The organism is Paenibacillus litoralis, from assembly GCF_046244365.1.
Taxonomy (GTDB): domain Bacteria; phylum Bacillota; class Bacilli; order Paenibacillales; family NBRC-103111; genus Paenibacillus_V.
In genome coordinates this window covers 4725727-4744250 of sequence record NZ_CP176395.1, presented here as the reverse complement: position 1 = coordinate 4744250, position 18524 = coordinate 4725727, and the positions used below count along the sequence as shown (strand labels likewise).

The 18524-nt window shown below is 50.5% G+C and carries 16 protein-coding genes and 1 pseudogene; 12 read left to right on the top strand and 5 right to left on the bottom strand.

The annotated features are described in order from the left end of the window. Nucleotides 1-285 precede the first annotated feature (285 nt). Entirely contained in the window at nt 286-2541 is a 2256-nt protein-coding gene (locus tag ACKGJP_RS19700) for an ATP-binding cassette domain-containing protein (RefSeq protein ID WP_409340522.1), read from the top strand. Nucleotides 2542-2674: 133 nt separating this feature from the next. Here ACKGJP_RS19700 and ACKGJP_RS19695 read toward each other — a convergent pair whose 3' ends face one another. Next, the gene (locus ACKGJP_RS19695; protein WP_409347201.1) at nt 2675-3436 is read right to left on the bottom strand and encodes an MBL fold metallo-hydrolase; all 762 of its coding nucleotides are present in this window, start codon (nt 3434-3436) and stop codon (nt 2675-2677) included. A 228-nt stretch (nt 3437-3664) separates the two neighbouring features. On the opposite strand from ACKGJP_RS19695, the gene ACKGJP_RS19690 reads away from it, so the two are divergent. After that, nucleotides 3665-4075 carry an Lrp/AsnC family transcriptional regulator gene (locus tag ACKGJP_RS19690; RefSeq protein ID WP_409340521.1) on the top strand — a complete coding sequence of 137 codons (411 nt, stop codon included), beginning with the start codon at nt 3665-3667 and terminating at the stop codon, nt 4073-4075. Between the two features lie 174 nt (nt 4076-4249). Here ACKGJP_RS19690 and ACKGJP_RS19685 read toward each other — a convergent pair whose 3' ends face one another. The 4 genes from ACKGJP_RS19685 to ACKGJP_RS19670 are packed head-to-tail and all read right to left on the bottom strand — an operon-like array spanning nt 4250 to nt 7776. Then, a complete protein-coding gene (locus ACKGJP_RS19685; protein ID WP_409340520.1) occupies nt 4250-5095 on the bottom strand; it encodes an ABC transporter permease in 846 nt (281 codons plus the stop codon). Beyond that, nucleotides 5092-6081, bottom strand: a complete 990-nt coding sequence (locus ACKGJP_RS19680; RefSeq protein ID WP_409340519.1) for an ABC transporter ATP-binding protein — start codon at nt 6079-6081, stop codon at nt 5092-5094. The genes ACKGJP_RS19685 and ACKGJP_RS19680 overlap by 4 nt, the downstream gene beginning before the upstream one ends. Next, nucleotides 6078-7250, bottom strand: a complete 1173-nt coding sequence (locus ACKGJP_RS19675) for a hypothetical protein (RefSeq protein ID WP_409340518.1) — start codon at nt 7248-7250, stop codon at nt 6078-6080. The genes ACKGJP_RS19680 and ACKGJP_RS19675 overlap by 4 nt, the downstream gene beginning before the upstream one ends. Next, the gene (locus ACKGJP_RS19670) at nt 7207-7776 is read right to left on the bottom strand and encodes a sigma-70 family RNA polymerase sigma factor (protein WP_409340517.1); all 570 of its coding nucleotides are present in this window, start codon (nt 7774-7776) and stop codon (nt 7207-7209) included. The genes ACKGJP_RS19675 and ACKGJP_RS19670 overlap by 44 nt, the downstream gene beginning before the upstream one ends. 492 nt (nt 7777-8268) lie before the next feature. On the opposite strand from ACKGJP_RS19670, the gene ACKGJP_RS19665 reads away from it, so the two are divergent. The 10 genes and pseudogenes from ACKGJP_RS19665 (at nt 8269) to ACKGJP_RS19620 (ending at nt 18464) form a co-directional block, all read left to right on the top strand. After that, a complete protein-coding gene (locus ACKGJP_RS19665; RefSeq protein WP_409340516.1) occupies nt 8269-8949 on the top strand; it encodes a response regulator transcription factor in 681 nt (226 codons plus the stop codon). A 124-nt stretch (nt 8950-9073) separates the two neighbouring features. Beyond that, nucleotides 9074-10297: a sensor histidine kinase gene (locus ACKGJP_RS19660; protein ID WP_409340515.1), complete on the top strand. Its 1224-nt coding sequence runs from the start codon at nt 9074-9076 to the stop codon at nt 10295-10297. Nucleotides 10298-10515: 218 nt separating this feature from the next. Continuing rightward, nucleotides 10516-11553, top strand: coding sequence for an alpha/beta fold hydrolase (locus ACKGJP_RS19655; protein ID WP_409340514.1), 1038 nt, complete (start codon nt 10516-10518; stop codon nt 11551-11553). Nucleotides 11554-11654: 101 nt separating this feature from the next. Then, on the top strand, nt 11655-12152 hold the full coding sequence (locus ACKGJP_RS19650) for a DinB family protein (RefSeq protein ID WP_409340513.1): 498 nt from the start codon (nt 11655-11657) through the stop codon (nt 12150-12152). A 662-nt stretch (nt 12153-12814) separates the two neighbouring features. Continuing rightward, on the top strand, nt 12815-13294 hold the full coding sequence (locus ACKGJP_RS19645; RefSeq protein WP_409340512.1) for a MarR family winged helix-turn-helix transcriptional regulator: 480 nt from the start codon (nt 12815-12817) through the stop codon (nt 13292-13294). A gap of 76 nt (nt 13295-13370) precedes the next feature. Continuing rightward, entirely contained in the window at nt 13371-14132 is a 762-nt protein-coding gene (locus ACKGJP_RS19640) for an SDR family NAD(P)-dependent oxidoreductase (RefSeq protein WP_409340511.1), read from the top strand. Nucleotides 14133-14438: 306 nt separating this feature from the next. After that, nucleotides 14439-14678, top strand: a pseudogene (locus ACKGJP_RS19635) (ATP-binding cassette domain-containing protein); the annotation flags it as partial. 297 nt (nt 14679-14975) lie between these two features. Then, the gene (locus ACKGJP_RS19630; RefSeq protein WP_409340510.1) at nt 14976-15923 is read left to right on the top strand and encodes an ABC transporter permease; all 948 of its coding nucleotides are present in this window, start codon (nt 14976-14978) and stop codon (nt 15921-15923) included. Nucleotides 15924-15936: 13 nt separating this feature from the next. Beyond that, on the top strand, nt 15937-16806 hold the full coding sequence (locus ACKGJP_RS19625; protein WP_409340509.1) for a carbohydrate ABC transporter permease: 870 nt from the start codon (nt 15937-15939) through the stop codon (nt 16804-16806). Nucleotides 16807-16871: 65 nt separating this feature from the next. Next, on the top strand, nt 16872-18464 hold the full coding sequence (locus tag ACKGJP_RS19620) for an extracellular solute-binding protein (protein WP_409340508.1): 1593 nt from the start codon (nt 16872-16874) through the stop codon (nt 18462-18464). The last annotated feature ends 60 nt before the right edge of the window (nt 18465-18524 follow it).

Below are 18524 nucleotides of genomic sequence, written 5' to 3'. Positions count from 1 at the left end.
GACCTCAAAGGTGAACGGGCGTCGTAGGATGCCACACAAAAACGGAGTCCTGATCATAAAGCTTCGGTATTATCGAACGGGAGCTTTTTAACAGCCGGTTTATGTTGATTCGAACATTTTGACAAGTTCTCTCCGAAACGGGTAAAGTCGCTCGATAGATATCGCTTCACCTTCCCGGTTAGAACAATATAGGGTGATATTCAGGCTGCCCCATTTTGTAATGCACGACAAATGATTTCAATGTTAATATTAGAAGAAATTAACACTCTCGAAAGGATGATAAGCGTGAGCGAATCGAATCAGGAATTTATCGTAATCTCGGGTGCGAGGGAAAACAATCTCAAAAACGTATCCTTGCGCATTCCCAAGCGAAAGATCACGATCTTCACCGGGGTATCCGGATCCGGCAAGTCATCGATCGTTTTCGATACCATCGCCGCTGAATCCCAGCGTCTGCTGAATGAAAACTTCAGTATGTTCGTCCGCACCTTTTTGCCGCGTATTCCGCAGCCGGATACGGACGGGATTGAGAACTTGAGCATGGCTGTTACAGTGGATCAGAAGAGGCTGGGCGGGGGTTCCCATTCCACGATGGGCACGATTACCGATATCTCTCCTATTCTCCGTCTTCTTTTCTCCCGAGTTGGTCAGCCCTATGTCGGGCATGTGTACATGTTCTCGTTTAATGATCCGCAAGGCATGTGTCCCGAGTGCAACGGGATCGGTCGCAGGCTGGGCGTCGACATGAGCAAGGCGCTGGACAAGTCAAAGTCGTTGAATGAAGGGGCAATCATGCTGCCGGAATATTCGGTGAGCAGCTGGGAATGGAACATGATCGTGCAGTCGGGGTCCTTCGATCTCGACAAGAAGCTGAGCGAGTATTCGGATGAGGAACTTGAGCAACTGCTGTACGCCAAGGCGAGGAAAGTGGAGATGGATTTCGCCGGTAAGGCAATGAATATTACAGTGGAAGGCATCATCGAGAAGTTTACAAACAAGTACATCAAGCAGGATGTGAAGGCGAAGTCCGAACGCACACAAAAAGCTGTCGCGCCTTTCATCACCGAGGGTTCTTGCTCCAGCTGCCGCGGCGCAAGACTCAGTCAGGCAGCGCTCAGCTGCAGAATAAATGGACACAACATTGCGGACATGTCCTCCATGGAGGTCGGACAGCTCATTCGCGTCATTCGGGAGATTGACGATCCTGTCGCCGCTCCGGTCGTCAAGTCGCTGACGGAGCGGTTGCAGCATTTGGTGGATATCGGACTTGACTACTTGACGCTTGACCGTGAGACAGATACATTGTCCGGCGGCGAGTCGCAACGCGTCAAAATGGTGAAGCACCTGAGCGGCAGTCTGGTGGATGTCACGTATATCTTCGATGAGCCCAGCGTCGGCTTGCACCCCCGTGATGTACACCGGTTAAATGGATTGCTTCAGAAGCTGCGCGACAAGGGCAATACCGTGATTGTCGTCGAGCATGATCCCGATGTGATCAAGGTGGCGGATCATATCGTCGACGTCGGGCCTCACGCCGGCAGCCGCGGCGGTACCATCGTGTATGAAGGAAGTTTCCACGGTCTGCTGGAGGCAAGTACGCTGACAGGAACCCATATGAAGCGGCCGCTTCAGCTGAAGCACGATTGCAGGCAGCCATCCGGCACACTGTCCATCAAGGATGCTTCGCTGCACAACCTGCGGAACGTTAGTGTAGATATTCCAACCGGAGTGCTGACAGTAGTTACGGGTGTCGCCGGTTCGGGCAAGAGTACGCTGATAAACGAAGTATTCCTCAGCCAGCATTCGGATGCGATCGTCATCGACCAATCGGCGGTAGGCGTGTCAACACGCTCGAATCCCGCTACTTACACGGGTATTATGGATGATGTGCGCAAAGCGTTTGCTTCCGCGAACAAGGTCAACCAAAGCTTGTTCAGCTTCAATTCCAAGGGGGCTTGCGAGAACTGCCAAGGGCTAGGTGTAGTGTACACGGACCTTGCATTCCTCGACAGTGTGAAGCTGCCATGCGAAGTATGCGGAGGCAGACGATTCAAGGAAGAGGTACTCGAGTACAAGCTGAACGGCAAGTCAATTGCAGAAGTGCTGGAGATGACTGTGGAGCAGGCATTGGATTTTTTTAAGCTAAAAGAGGTTGTGCGCAAGCTCCAGGCGATGAGCGATGTGGGGCTGAACTATATTACACTCGGCCAGCCGCTTAGCACGCTCTCAGGAGGGGAATGTCAACGCATCAAGCTGGCAAGCGAGCTGCATAAGAAGGGCAGTATCTACGTGATGGATGAGCCGACGACCGGCCTGCATATGTCGGATATCGGTCACCTTTTGGAGATCATGAACCGCCTTGTGGATGCCGGCAATACGGTGATTGTTATCGAGCATAACCTCGAAGTGATCAGTCATGCGGATTGGATCATCGATATGGGACCGGACGGAGGCAACAAGGGCGGCCAGGTAGTGTTCGAGGGCACACCTCCGCAGATCATCCATGCAGAGCAGTCGATCACGGGAAGATACTTAATGTAATTAAACAAATCCACTTTCGTCATGTAGGGGATTCGTAATTTCTTAGCATGACAAATAGAACAAATCAGAGGTTAAACCAAGTAAAAAGAGGCATCCAATGTCTGGAGCCTCTTTTTATTGTTTCCCTCCGTTTTTAGAAAAAACTGTACGATTCGCCGTCATCTGGCACTAATACATTGGACGATATACCCTTTTCTTCAATAAAGCTTATTAATTCTTTTCGAGCTAATGTCCAGTGATTCACTGCCTCCATATGGCTGACAATGATTTTTGCACTAGGGGCGGCCTTATACACTTTATAAATATCGTCTTTGCCCATTATAAGAGATCCGCCTTCAAGAAACTGGTTATCTCCACCATTAACAACGATGATCTCAGGCTTGTGTGTTTCGATTACTTCTTGGACCGCGTCATACCAGACGGTATCTCCAGTTACATATAACGTTTTTTCATTTGAGTGTTTGAAAACAACGCCACACACGAAACCAGTAAGTTTTAATATTTCTCCTCTTCCGTGCTCGCCTTTTGTTTTCATTAAATGGATACCTTCGAACGGCGTATCTTCTTGTAGAACCTCCACGTTTTGGAAACCGGCGTTTTTAACTTCCTTCGCCTCTACTTCGTTTTGTACAAACATTCTGATATCTTTTGGCAAGACCTCTTTGGCAGCCTCATCAAAGTGATCTAAATGTAAATGGGTTACAAGAACGGCGTCTACATTTATAATATTGTCGATGGAGGTCGGCAAACTAACCAAAGGATTAAATTGATCTTGTCTTAACGAGTTTGGAAAAGGCGGATAAGCACCTTTCTCCCCCAAAAAGGGGTCTATCAAAAATTTCTTCCCTGCATATTCAATAACTAAAGTTGCGTTTCTAATTTGTGTTACTTTCATCATTTCAGCTCTTTTTCTTTTGTGAATTAAGTTTATACGATCAAGGACTAGCTGTTACATAGATAAAATCAAGTCATTTGAAGGTTTAACTTGATTTTTGAAATTGATTTGTGAATGGAGTGAACATGGGATTACGCTCATCCTGATTGGATATTGATGTCAACGAATTCTACGTTTAAACTAATTTACATCATTTTATTTCTCGTTCGATGCAAAGGATGTGATTTCATGTTGGATCAAACCGATAGGAATATATTGGATGAATTATCTAAAAACAGCCGTATTACGATGAAAGAATTAGGAGAGAAAGTTCATTTGACCGGACAAGCAGCTGCATCTAGAGTTGCAAAACTGGAGGATAACGGGGTGCTTGAGGGTTATACCATTAAAGTTAATCAGCCTAAATTAGGGTGCTTCTTGCACGCTTTTATTACGATCTATACCATTAGCACCTATCACCAACCTTATCTCTCTTTTATAAAAACACAAGAGAAATACACAATAAACAACTATAAAATTAGTGGGGACGGTTGTTATCTACTAGAATGTAAATTCCCTTCTAATGAATTATTGGATCAATTCTTAGTAGATTTAAACGAGCATGCAAACTATAAATTATCGATTGTTATTAATAAGTAGTGAATGGAGTATTATGATGGAACCGAACAACTAGCAAATAGAGTGGGTGCCTACTTCGAAGATGTTCCCTCAGGATGGATGGATTGAAATACAAGACGCCCTCCCGGCAGCCGGGAGGGCGTCTTGTACAAGAAAATGAGGAGGTGTAGCATCGACCACCGGAAGGGTCAAGCTCTACAGATCTTTCCGGCTGAACGCCCGGCACCCCAGGAAGAGCAGAACCGCCGCATACCCCACCGTATACAGGAGGAAGGCATTCGAAGGAACACTCGGCATGGAGAAAGGCCCCATGTCTGATAATGCCAACCCGGCCCAATCTTCTCCCCCCAGAAGATCGTAGAGGCTTCTTCGGTAGACCGAGTCCGTGGGTAGGAGCAGCCCGGTCAGAAGGACGAATTTTTCCACTGCAGGGTGGGTCCCGCTATAGCTCGATACCCCTTCGACCAGCCCGGTGAAGAGGGCGAACCCGTACAACAGGGCGGCGCAGATGCCGTTCCCCAGCATTGGCAAATAGACGGAACCTAGCATCGTTATCGTGAGGAGAAGAAGGGGCATCCAGACGAACAGTCCGAAGCCGCGCAGCAGTTCCTCTACCCGTAGGGGAAGCCCGGCTTGGCTGTGGATGGTCCAAACCACGGACACAAACAGGACAGTGCTGTACACGGCGATCCAGACGGCGTGGCCCAGCCATTTAGCCAGATAGAGCTTCCAGCGGGGGATGGGGCGGGCGGCGACGGCCAGCAGCAGACCGTTCTCCTGTTCGCCCGTGACGGTCCCCATGGCCGAGAAGAGCACGAAGAAAGACGCCAGAAATTGTGCGAAAAAAAGCCCCAGCACCATCATCACCATGCTGTTCAATATCCGTTCGGCGGGGGAAGTCGCATTCTGCCCGACCGTGCCGGCGATCTCCCGGACCCCGAAGACGAACAGAACCAGAAAAACGAAGGTCAGAATGAGCGTGACCAGAAACACCCGCTTGCGGGTCAGCTCCTTGAAGGTGGCAGAGATGTACATAGTCATTTCGTAACACCTCCTTGGCGGGACTTCGTCATCTGGAGGAACCAGGTCTCCAGGCTGTTCGGCTCGGGGCCGGACTCGTAGAGCGTCATGCCGTTCCGAATAAACAAAGAGCACAGGTAGCCGGCCTGTTCCCGGTCGGTTACGCGGGCGGACAGGAGGGCGTTACCGCTCTCATCGGCTTCGACCAGGTGCAGCAGAGAGGAGAGGGCGCCGCCGACGGCTTCGTTCAGCTCCGCCCACGTCTCCGGGAGCCAGCCGCCGAGCCGGAAACGCCAGTTGGCACCGCTGTTCCCGCTATCACCGGTGCCGCTGAGTAGAATGTGCAGAGGACCCGACGCCAACAGCTCGCCTCCATACAGGAAGGCGGCTTCATCGCACAGCTCCTCCACATCCTCCAACAGATGGGTATTGAGGAAGATCGTCACGCCTTTGCCACGGAGTTGCTTTAGCAGGCTACGGATCTCGTAGCGGCCGACGGGGTCCAGGGCAGAAGCGGGTTCGTCCAGAATCAACAGCTCGGGATCCAGGAGCAGGGCGGCAGCCAGACCGAGGCGCTGCTGCATCCCCTTGGAGAAGCCGCCGACCCGTCGATCCGCGGCTTCGGACAGGCCGACCAGCTCCAAAGTGTCCCGAATCCGGCTGCGGAAAGCGGGTGCCCGCGTTTCCTGCGGGCGCAGCCCGCCCAGCTGACCATGGAAGCGAAGCACCTCCGCCGGTGTCAGCCAATCCTGAAAGCGGAACAGCTCGGGCAAATACCCGAGCTTGCGCCGTGCCTCCGGCCGGCCCAGGGGCAGCCCCAGCACGGCAGCCCGCCCGGAATCGGGGCGGTGGAGACCGGCGAGCATTTTGACGAAGGTGCTTTTGCCGGCACCGTTGGGTCCCAGCAGTCCGAAGATGCAGCCCGCCGGCACCTGCAGGGTGATGCCGCGGCAGCCGCCGCGGCCGTTGTAGGTCTTGGTCAAATCCGCCGTATCAATCATCATCATGGTTGAACAAGCTCCTCCGCGGCCCGCTTGAAGGTGGATTCCGTAGGGAAATCCTTCGTATCGCCGCTCAGCAAGCCCATCCGATCCCCGTTGAGCCAGAGCAGATAGCGATTCGTACCGTTCACGGACATTACCGCATCATGTCCGCCCAGCCGGAGGCTGGTGGTCACGCCGTCTCGTGCTGGAACCGGCAGAGTGCTCTGCCAATCGCCGATGCCGGCCAGCTTGGTCCGCAGGCTATCCGGCAGCACGGGCAGCCCCAGTACCGCCTCTCGGACGGTAGCCGCATCGATGCCGCTCTCCACCGTCAACTCGGGCTTGCCGAATTGTAGCAGCCGCATCGGCTTGCCCGACAAGGTGCCCGTTGTAGCGATCCCGTCCGGAATGTGCAGGCGGATGGCTTTGCCATCCGCCTCGGCAGGCAGGGTAGTGCTGCTGCCCAAACGGATGAGCAGCCGGTTGACCGCCTCCACGTTCAGGTGGAAGGTCAGCGTGGTGGCCGGCTGAAAGACAGGGGCTGCGGAGCTCCCCAGTTGGAGCAGGGGGGCGCCCATCTGTTTTTCCGCTTCCTCCCAAGTAACCGTGCGGGCCTCTCCGCCTCCTGATTGGGTCAAGGTGCCGTATTGGGCCAGGTTGAAGCTCCGGTCTCCATCGGGTGAGCCGCGGTCCAGCAGGCCTGAGATGGCCGTCATGTCATCCGCTGAGATCCCGACTCCGACCATGTGCTGGATCCGGAAGGTTTGCTGCATGGCTGCGAGCGCCCGGTCCCCTAGAGGGGTTGCCATCAGGCCGATGACCATAACAGCAGCGGCAACTCCTGCCGTCAGTCTCCGAAGCCTGCGCTTACCCGGTCTCTCCGTCCGCCAGGCGCCGTCCGCCACGTTAGCCATCGACGCGCTTGCAGCCTCCGTCGCCTCGACAACCGAGGGCCCTTGGGTTTCCCGAAATGCTCCCGTCTGCTTCATCTCACTCGCACCATCCTTTTTGTGATCATCTTGATTCCCATCCAACCGTGCCTCGATCCTTGTATCGTCTGAACGCCGACTTCCTTCCGACTGCCTCCAAAACGCCGGAACGGGCTCCCGGGCCGCGAGCCTCTCGAACCGGTCCCAAGCCCGTTCCGTATCAAAAACCGGTTCCTCGCCGGTCCGTTTCTTTCCGTCCGCCATCTTGCCGCTCCTCCTCCTGCCCGTATTTTTTCTTTAGCCGTTCCTCCGCCCGGGCCAACAGCGTGCCGACAATCTTCGGGTTGACCTCCAACCGGAGGGCAATCTCCTCGTAGCTATACCCTTCCTCCCGAAGCAGAAGGGCTGTCCGGTCCCGATCCGAGAGCTTTTGCAGCACCCGGCGGACCACATCTTTTTCCCATTCGCGGATGACTTCCGTCTCTCCCGAAGGGGCTGCGCCTTCCGACCAAGCGGCGACGCGGGCGGTTTCCTTTTCCAATAACGCCTTGCCTGACGACCGATGTCTCAAATAATCGTAGCCGACTCGGGTCAGTACCCGGTGCAGCCAAGCGCCGACGACCTCCAGCCGGTCGGGAGGGCTCCGGTATAACCGTAGAAACACCTCTTGGGCCAAATCCTCAGCCGCCGCATAATCGCCGGTTAACGCATATAGCTTCCGCGCCACCCCGGGGTAATGCTCCCGGAACAAGCGCTGGAACAACTCGGGTACCTGTGCGCCTTCTTCCATGTTGCCGCCGTCCCCCCTTTCGCATATAAGACGGATGCCGGATCGGTTTTGTAGCAGTGAAAAAAGCGGATTGAACGAAGGATAACTTGAAGGCAATCTATTATAAATTGGTTATACACGATTACCGCACGCGAGTAAAACTTGATCGGCTTCAGTGCCAATCAAGTTTTTTTGCGCTCCTCTGCCGAGCAAGGATCGGTGATCGTGCAAAACCCTTGTATCGAGCCGCTGCAGCCTTTTTCTCATCGGGCAAATAGTTTATAAAAAACCCTTATCTTCTCTAGGGAAAGCAATCAGGTTATCATAAATGTAATCGCCTTTGTAAGGGGTTAATCAAAGTGAGAGTTATTGCAGTAACTGATTCGGATTCTGAATACATTTTGAAAACTTGGCCGCAGCGGATATTGCCGTCGCGCCGGAGGCTTTTGTTCATATTGAGTTCATACACATGTCGTAAAATGTGACGGAACAGGCGAAAAGGGGGGGAGGCGGATGCCCAAAGTGCTGGTTGTGGACGATGACGCACACATTCGCGAACTGGTACGGCTCTACCTCGAAGATGAAGGGATCGAAGTAGTGCAGAAGGGAAACGGCGCCGAAGCGCTGGAATACGCCGAGAATCATTCGCCGGATCTGGTCGTCCTGGATATCATGATGCCGGGAATGGACGGTTGGGACTTGTGCGCCAAGCTCCGCGAGCTTGGCGACATGCCGATTCTCATGATTACCGCAAAAGGCGAGCCGGCGGACCGCATCAAAGGCTTCAAGCTGGGTACTGACGATTATCTCGTTAAGCCGTTCGACCCGATGGAGCTTGCGCTCCGGGTCAAGGCGCTGTTGAAGCGTTACCGGATCGCCTATTCCCAAACGCTCCGGCTTGGCGATCTGCAGTTGGACCGCAAATGCTACCAGGTGGTGAACAAGGACGGCCTGGAGGTCACCCTGCCGATGAAAGAATTCGAACTGCTTTACAAGTTTGGGAGTTATCCGGGGCAGTTGTTCACCCGGAATCATCTGATCGGGGAGATTTGGGGAATGGATTACGAAGGAGACGAACGGACCGTGGACGTTCACATCAAGCGGCTTCGGGAGCGCTTCGCCGAACACGAGTCTGATTTCCGCATTGTAACGCTGCGAGGTCTCGGCTACCGCCTGGAGGTGTACCGGGATTAAATCGCTTTATACCCGAATCGTCCTCATCTTCGTCGGTGTCATCGTTGTCAGCCTCATCGTCGCTACCATTGCGTCTACGCTCCTGTTCCGGGAACCGTTTGTGCACACGTTGGAGAACAGCTTGTTGTCGAACGGCAAACAAATCATTCAGACCTACCGTTCATCAGCCGGAACGGAATTGATTCCTTTCATGAACAACGTTTCCAGCATATCTATCTATGCCGTTCAGCTGTTCGACGCCTCCGGCAATCCGTTGCTGGAAGTCAGGTCGGAGCCTGTCGTTCCCGACGCGGAACGGATTCGTCACGTGCTGGCCGGCGGCGTGGCCAGTGACGTCGAGAACGAGGGCAGGTATCCGATGGTCGGACTTCCGTTACCGGTTGACGGCAAGTCCTATGCCTTATTCGTCATGCTGAAGAGCAACGAATTGTGGATGCAGACGAACAGAGAAGTCAACACGGAGCTGTTGACCGTCTTCCTGATCGGAAGTTCCCTCATTCTGGCCGCCGCGCGATCGATAGTGAAGCCGCTTCTTCGGCTGAGAGATGCGGCCGGGCGAATGGCTCAAGGCCATTTTGACGTGCAGCTCCGGACGAACCGCAAGGATGAGATCGGACAACTTAACGCGAGTTTTAACGAGATGGCGCAGGATCTTGCTAATCTGGACCGCATGAGGCGGGAATTCGTGGCGAACGTATCGCATGAGATCCAGTCGCCGCTGACGTCCATCTCCGGTTTCGCCAAAGCGTTGAAGCAGAAACGCATGAGCGAGGAAAGCCGGATGCATTACCTGACGATAATCGAGGAAGAAAGCGAAAGGCTGTCCAGGATCAGCCAAAACCTGCTGCGGCTTTCTTCCTTGCAGCACGATCGTCATCCCGTTCAATCGGCGGCTTTCCGGCTTGACGAACAGCTTCGCAAGGTCGTCATCGCTCTCGAGCCGCAATGGTCGGGTAAAGAGATCGCCGTCGAATTGGACCTGGAGCCGGTAACCGTTCATGCGGATGAGGATCAACTCAGCCAGGTATGGACGAATTTGCTGGGCAACGGCATTAAATTCACTCCTGTCCGCGGAAGGGTCCGCATTCGCGCCTATGCCGACGGCCGGTCGGCCGTTGTCCGCATAACGGACAACGGCATCGGAATACCGGAGGATCAGCGGGCGGATATTTTCAAGCCGTTCCACAAAGTAGATAAGTCCCGTGACCGTTCCGTCAGCGGAAGCGGACTGGGTCTATCCATCGTCAAACGAATCGTGGATATGCACGAAGGGGAAATCCGGGCGGATGGGGAGCCGGGCGGAGGTTCGGTTTTCACGGTGAAGCTGCCGCTCAGGAAGAGCCTGTAACAACCGCATATCTATACTTGTCACCTGATTTACTCGCAATCGGAGGTCGCCGGCCTCCGATTGTTTTTTTGTAACTCTGCGTTCATCTTCAATTCAAATAAGACGCGTATAGTGTCCCTAGATGAATGAAAAGGAGAGAGCTTACAGTTTGGGAGAAAATCGATCCATGAGAATTCGCGAGAGAGCAGAAAAAATTCTTTTACTGAGGGAGGAAGATTATGCGTCTATCTTTTAGAAGTTGGGTAAAGCGTGTGGCCATCACCGGCTCTATCCTTGCAATCGTTCTAGTCTCGATTGGCGGCATTTATGAACAGGCGGCTCGCAGCCGGGTCGCTAAGGATTTCCCTGCGCCTGGAAGGCTTGTGGACATAGGGGGGCGTCAGATCCATCTGAATTGTGAGGGTAACGGCACGCCGCTCGTTGTGCTCGAGGCGGGTGCAGACACAAGCGGATCTGCGCTATGGCAACCGGTGCAGGAACAGGTCGCCCGTTTCACGAGGGTTTGCTCCTATGACCGGGCCGGCATTATGTGGAGCGATCCGGCCAAGGGTCGGCGAAACAGTCTCGCTATTGCCGCAGATCTTCACAAGGCCCTGCGTGCTGCAAATGAACAGACGCCTTACATTTTGGTCGGTGCGTCCATGGGTGGCCCGTACGTCATGACGTTCGCCAAGCATTACGGAAAAGAGGTCGCTGGGATGGTTCTGGTCGACGCCTCGCATCCTGACCAGACCGCGCGCCTCGCTCAGGCCACCGGCGAGCCAGAGAGCGATCCGATTCCAATCGCGTTTCGCGCCCTCGCCGCAATCGCGTGGACCGGTTTGCCGAGGCTCGTGCTTCCCGATGCTGTAATCCCGGAGTTGCCGTCCCAGACAGCTAAAGCAATCACGGCCTATCAACCGACATCACTCGCAGCCGCCTTCGCGGAGGCAGCCGTATTCGAAGATTCACTACGCGAGGCAGGCACATTTCGTACCCTCGGCAACCTGCCCCTCGCCGTGCTCTCCAGAGGAAAGCCTTGGAGCGCTTTCAGCGAATCCGAGCAGACCGCAAGTGGCCTAACGCGTGAACAGTTCAATCGTGCGGAAGCAGCTTGGGCAAGCATGCAGGCCGAGGAAGCCAGTTGGTCCTCCAACAGCACGCAACAAGTCCTCGCAGACTCCAGCCACGTTATACAGTTGGAGCGCCCGGACGCGGTGATTGCTGCTATCAAGGACGTCGTTGGAAAAGTAACACGCGCAAATGCAACTCCCTAGCAGAACGTCGCACCGTCATCCGATGCCGAACGACCGAGATTAGTCTTTTTACTCGATCGGGTTTATAGTATGCTAGGCATATAAGGGAGGAGAGGGGAATTATGGTGAAACAACTGATCGTCGGAGACGCCATGCATGAGCTGGCCAATACGCGCCACATCCTGAAGTGCTTGCCCGATGAGCATATGATGTGGAAGCCGCACGTGAAATCGATGACGTTGGGCGGGCTGGCCACGCATCTGATCAATCTGCTGAACTGGCAAGTCGCGATTTTTCTTTACCCGGTATTCGATCTTTCGACTGTGCCGCTTCGGCGGGAAGCTTTGGAAAGACGCGAAGACGTGCTGGAGGAATTCGACGCGAACGTCGTCAAGCTAGAAAAGCTGTTAGCCGAATGCGACGAGAAAACGCTCGGCGAGGAATGGACCTTGCGGAACGGCGACCATATCATCCTTCGCCAACCGCGGGCGATCGCGCTTCGCACCTTCGGATTAAGCCACATGGTCCACCACCGGGCGCAGCTCGGGGTATATTTGCGGCTTCTCGATATTCCGGTGCCGGGTCTCTACGGTCCCTCGGCCGACGAGGAAGGCAAGTGATCGAAGACGCTCCGAAAAGTCGCAGGGCATCGGCATGACCGCCGGTATACTGCGACTTTTTTTTCGGGACGACGGGGGCACGGCAAGTGTTCTACACAAACGGAAGATATTATGATTCCATCTTATACGGGCTAACCAAGGACGAATATGTTGAGCGTTTTCACAAAAACTAACGTTTACTAATCAGGAAGTGAACTAAGGGGACACGATTGCTCAATAACCCCCTTCAAAAGGCTGCCGGCATCATGGCAGCCTTTTCGAGTTTAATACCGTGCATCAAGCAACAATTTGACTATCTTCATTCATTAACATATACTTAGGTTACCTATTAAATAAGTAACCGAATAAATTAGTGTTCTATTTATTTTGAGAACGAAAGGAGCGCCCATTATGCGCTTGCGCGGATTGACCTATGACACATGAACGACAAAGACCCCGATCATGATTTTGATCGAGCGTCTTATGGGATCGTACGGGTGCTGCAAGAACGCCGCGGCACGACTTACCCTGATATGCCCTGGGAACCCAAGGAAGTATTTTACACCATTGCAGCGCGATTTGCCTCTGAAATGGAGTCTTAGAACTATAGCATCTTTGCAATATGGAACCAAGCTACTACATTAGGCAGTTTCCAATGTATTCGTATTCGAGGAGTGAATGGATTGACGGATGGGCAGACGAAAATAGCAAAGCAGTTAATGGAATCGTACTTCCAATCGCAGGTTAGTGGAAATATGATGCAGAATCGCTCTATATACAATCAAAAGCCAGGCGAGATCATGGTTCTCTATTTCATCAGCATGAATGTCAAGGATGACAGTCCGGGATTGATGGTTTCGGAAATAAGCGGAAAGCTGAATGTCACTTCGCCAACGGTAACGCAGCATATCAATAGTTTGGAAGCACAGGAGCTTGTCGAGCGTCATGCCGATCCTGCCGATCGGCGGGTTGTCAGAATCCGGCTTTCGGATAAAGGGGAAACGTATATACAAGGAATTAATGAGGCCCGCCTCAATATGTTCGTTGGTCTCGTTAGGCATCTAGGGGAGGAAGAAAGCCTGCTCTTTGCCGAGATGATGAGAAAAACTTCGGATTATATGCTAAAACAACAGGAATTTTATCTCCGGAGTTTTGAGAAATGAGTAGACGACTATTATACAGACATCTTTTTGATAACCTAAAGGTAATATAGACATGCGTGGAACAGGAGGATTTTATATGAAATATACGGTTATTACGGGAGCCAGCTCAGGAATTGGGTATGAAACGGCTCTTGCTTTTGCGGCTCGTGGAAAAAACTTAATCATAGCGGCTCGGAGAACGGCGGAATTGGAAAAGTTAAAATCAAAAGTGGCAAACCTTAACCAAGACCTGGATGTTGTCATTCGAACTGTTGACTTATCTGTAACTGCTAATGTTTATGAATTCTACGAAAGTCTTCAAAATTATCAGATCGAGACCTGGATCAACAATGCCGGATTTGGAAACTTCGCTTCCGTAGGGGAGCAAAATGTAAAAAGAATGGAGACGATGCTTCGCTTGCATATTGAAGCCTTAACCGTTCTATCCACTCTTTATGTACGTGACTATGCAGATGTTGAAGGAACGCAAATCATCAATATTTCTTCAGGGGGAGGATACCAAATTGTTGGCAATGCTGTGACTTACTGCGCTTCAAAGTTCTATGTAAGTGCCTTTACAGAAGGGCTCGCACAAGAATTGAAAGAAAAAGGATCTCCCATGCAAGTAAAGGTTTTGGCACCCGCCTCAACGGAAACTGAATTTATTAAAAATGCTTTGGATTTAGATGAGTTTCATTATGAAGGAGTAGTTCCAAACTATCATACTGCAAAAGAAATGGCTGGATTTATGTTAGATCTTTATGATAGCAAGGAAGTTGTTGGAATTGTGAATGGAAAAACGTATGAATTCGAACTAAGAGGCCCGATTTATCCTTATGTGGCGAGGACAAGAAACTAGGTTTAGCGAGTTTCAACGCAGAGCGCCCTCTTTGGTTATGAGTTTTGAACACAGGGCAGTGGAAGGCAACCGGATCGGTTGGAGGGCATATCCGCGGCGATCGATATTTCGTTCGTGGTAATCGCTGGATCCGCTGGTCGATTCGTACATTCCCGCATATTCGGACGGGCGAACAATAGCAAATTTCGTTTTCGTTACATGGGCTGTGCGTACGGGAAAGGGGAAACAGGGAGACAGGGGAGCAGGAGCCTGCTTCCCTGTTTTTTACGTTCAAAAACAACTCCGCTTTACTTTTATTTATGATCGCTGCACGTTTTCATTTCGATGAGTATGGTTATCGTTTATTGCGATTCGGTTGTCGGCGAATGCGGGGGGTTGCTGTCGGGCGGACAAAGACAGCGTATTTCAATCGCTCGCGCCATTCTCAAAGACGCGCCGACCGTGCTGCTCGATGAAGCGACTGCCAGTGTGGACCCGGATAATGAACGGTATATTCAGGATGCATTCGAGGAACTGGCAAGGGACAGAACCGTCGTCATCATCGCGCAAGTTCCTGATCAATCCGGCATATTGTAAGAGCTTTGCACGATCTCAAAGCCCGCTTTTTTCGTGCCGGTTCGAATAGTGAGGAAAAACCGTAACGTAAATATGAAAAAATTTACGGACAAAGTGAAAGCGCCTAGAAACGGTGACGGTCACTCTGTCCGTTTTTATCATGCCTATTGTATTGGAATTTTCCAAGGCCCGCTTCCTTAATATCTTATAAGAAATTCTTGAAATAACAGAAATTTATCCGATAGGGGGATGCTATTATTCAAATATAAATAAAGACGAGGTGATGATATGCAAGCGAAATTGGCAGTGGACACCATTCCCCTCCCCAAAAAGCGGAATTCCTGGATAAGAACGATACAAAAGTATAAAGTGATGTATGCTCTTTTAATCCCGGCATTGGTTTACTTTGCCGTATTCAAATACATTCCTATGGCGGGAATCATTATTGCTTTTAAAAACTACAACCTGGCTTTGGGACTATGGGATAGCCAATGGGTGGGATTGAAAAATTTTAAAGATTTTATTAACGGCGTTTATTTCTGGGACATCATGAGAAATACGATTATCATATCGCTGTATAAGTTATTGTTCGGTTTCTCCGCTCCTATCGTACTTGCTTTGCTTCTCAATGAAGTTTATACCCAATGGTTTAAGAAAATCGTACAAACGATCACTTATTTGCCCCATTTTCTGTCATGGGTCATTGTTTATGGACTGATGGTGGCATTATTAGCCCCGGGAGATGGCCTTTTTAATATGATTTTGAAGGAAAATGGTGTTCAACCGATCTCCTTTCTAACGGAACCTGCCTGGGGAAGACTGCTGATCATCTTATCTGAAATATGGAAGGATATTGGATGGGGAGCGATATTATACCTTGCCGCATTAGCAGGTATCGATCCAAGCTTATATGAAGCGGCTCGGATTGATGGCGCTTCCAAGTGGAGACAGTTATGGCATATAACATTACCCGGCATTCGAGGAGTCATTATTCTGATGCTGATCCTTAAATTAAGCCATATTCTGGACGCTGGCTTTGACCAAATATTCATGTTTGCCAACAGTTTTAACCAGGAGAAGATCGATATTATCGACACATGGGTATACCGTGAAGGACTGGAGCGTCTTAAGATTGGCTTGGCTACTGCTGTGGGATTGTTTAAAGCTGTTATCGGATTTGTTTTAGTTTTGGCTGCGAACAAGCTCGCCAAAAAATTCGATGGGCAAATTTGGTGAGGTGGTATTGAGGATGATTAATCTGACAATCGGGGAAAAAGTATGGCAAGCAGTCGTATATTCCATTCTTATTTTGCTATCACTACTTTGCTTACTTCCCTTTCTATATGTGGTTGCTGTTTCAGTAACGCCAGAATCGGAAGTGTTAAGAAGAGGAATTGTTATTATACCGGAAACCTTTTCCTTTGTGGCCTATAAAGAAGTATTCATTTCTCATGGTATAGGGCAGGCGTATAAAATTACGTTGTTTCGAACGATTGTAGGCACTGCGTTAAATGTGTTTTTTACGGTAATCGCGGCGTACCCGTTATCCAAAAAATATTTGCCGGGACGCAGCTCATTTTTACTATTCATTGTGTTTACCATGATGTTTGGCGGAGGGTTAATTCCGACTTATTTGTTAATCCGCTCTCTGGGATTGCTAGACAGTCCGTGGGTATTGATTATTCCTCATCTCATTAGTGCATTTAATCTGGTGATCATTAAAGGCTTTTTCGAGCAATTGCCTGCTGAAATCGAGGAATCGGCGAGAGTAGACGGCGCAAGTGAACTTCAGTCGTTATGGAAGATCATATTACCCCTGTCGATGCCCGTCCTTGCCACAATCTCTTTATTTTACGCGGTGGGACATTGGAACAGTTATTTCGATGCTATTGTTTATCTCAATGATTCGAACTTAATGCCGCTTCAAGTCGTCTTGCGCAACATTCTGCTTAACGTCGCAACACAAAGCGCTGATTCGATTGCCAATTCCGGAACGGTTAGCAAATTCGCAGTGCAGATGGCTGCTGTCGTCGTGACTACGATCCCGATTTTGATCGTGTATCCATTTATGCAAAAACATTTTACTAAGGGTGTACTCATGGGATCGGTAAAAGGGTAAAGGCAATTCCTAACTAGGTTGTTACGGGAAACCGTGATAATATACAAGCAAAAGGAGAGGTCAATATGCAACGTACTAAGATTTCATTTACTATGCTGGTTGCTATGGCAGGGCTGGGAACGCTATTGTCAGGATGTGGGGGACAAGAAGAAGGTAAGCCGGCAGCTTCGAGCAGCCCAAGCCCGCAAGCCGCGGCTAACAAGTTTGAGAAGAAAATGAAAATCTCGATGTTTAACCAAGGTACTTTCAACGCTGCCGCTCCGATACCTCCACGCGATGAAGACGTTCAACGCCAGATGCTGGAAAAGGCGATGAACATCGACTTGGATATGATGATTCCTCAAGCCGGGCAAGCAACAACCAAATTAAATACGCTTATAGCAGGCGGGGATATTCCAGATTTGCTCTTCTTGAAGAGTCGGGCCGATCTCGCGCAATATTATGACCAAGGCGTTCTTGCGGATTTGACTCCGTACCTGGCTCAATTCCCTGAATTGCAGAAGCGTTTCGGCAAAGACTCCTGGGAGGCGATGTCCTATCAAGGAAAAACCATTGGAGTTCCAGGTTATGATAATGTAAACGGGATCAGTCGAAGCTTCTTCATCCGCAACGATTGGCTGAAAAAGCTGAATTTGAAAGTGCCGACAACCCCTGACGAGCTGTTTGAGGTGATGAAAGCCTTTACGGAGAAAGATCCGGACGGAAACGGCAAAAACGATACGTACGGATTCATAGGCGGTATGAATAAAGAAGGCAATTTGCAAACCTACGGCTTCGACAGCTTGATGTGGATGTTTGGCGTCAATCCTCCCTCAGCCATTGATGTGAAAGACAATAAACCGGTATTCCTATTTATCGATCCCAAAATGAAAGAGGCGCTCGCTTACATCAATAAAATGATGGAAGCCAAAGTTGTAGACCCAGACTGGGTGACGATGAATACGCCCGATTTGTTGGACCAAAAGTTATTTAAGGGTAAAGTTGGCTTCATGATAAGAGATGCCCGCAGGCTCGAACCGGATTATCAGCAGAAAATGAAAGAAATCAGCGGAGAGGTGCCGGAATGGATCGTCATCCCTCCAATGAAAGGGCCTTACGGCGATCAAATCGTGGAGAGAAAATCGTTCCAAGGCAATTCATGGGCCATTTCCAAGAAAGCCGACAAGGACAAAATCATTCGGATCTTGTCTATGCTGGAATATCTCTTTACGGACAAAGAAGCATATCCGAATTTTGCATACGGAATTAAAGGGATTCATTGGGATCTGGTGGACGGCAAGGTCAAAAATAAAACCTCCGAATTATCGAAGGAAATGAAAGAAAAGTACCTATGGGTCGATCATTATAGAATGCCGCGCCGTGGCGATGATGCCGAGTACTTCAGCTTCCAGAATCCTAAGACGGCAGAAGCTTTCACGAACAATCAGAAATATGTGGGGCTTACATTGCCCGGAAATATATTGACTGCAGACCCTAGCGATACCTTGGCAGCTGACCGCACACGTTTCATTAATGAAAGCTTAGTCAAATTTATGTCGGGCAAAGACCCTCTTTCCAACTGGGACAATTTCCTCAAAACGTTGGATACCAAGTTTGATATGCAGAAATATAAGGATACAGCAGTCAAGCAATTTAAAGAAGCGGGCATAATCAAGTAAAATAAGCGAAGAGAGTGGCGATAAATAGCCCCTCTCTTTTATGCTATTCTTAAAAGGAAG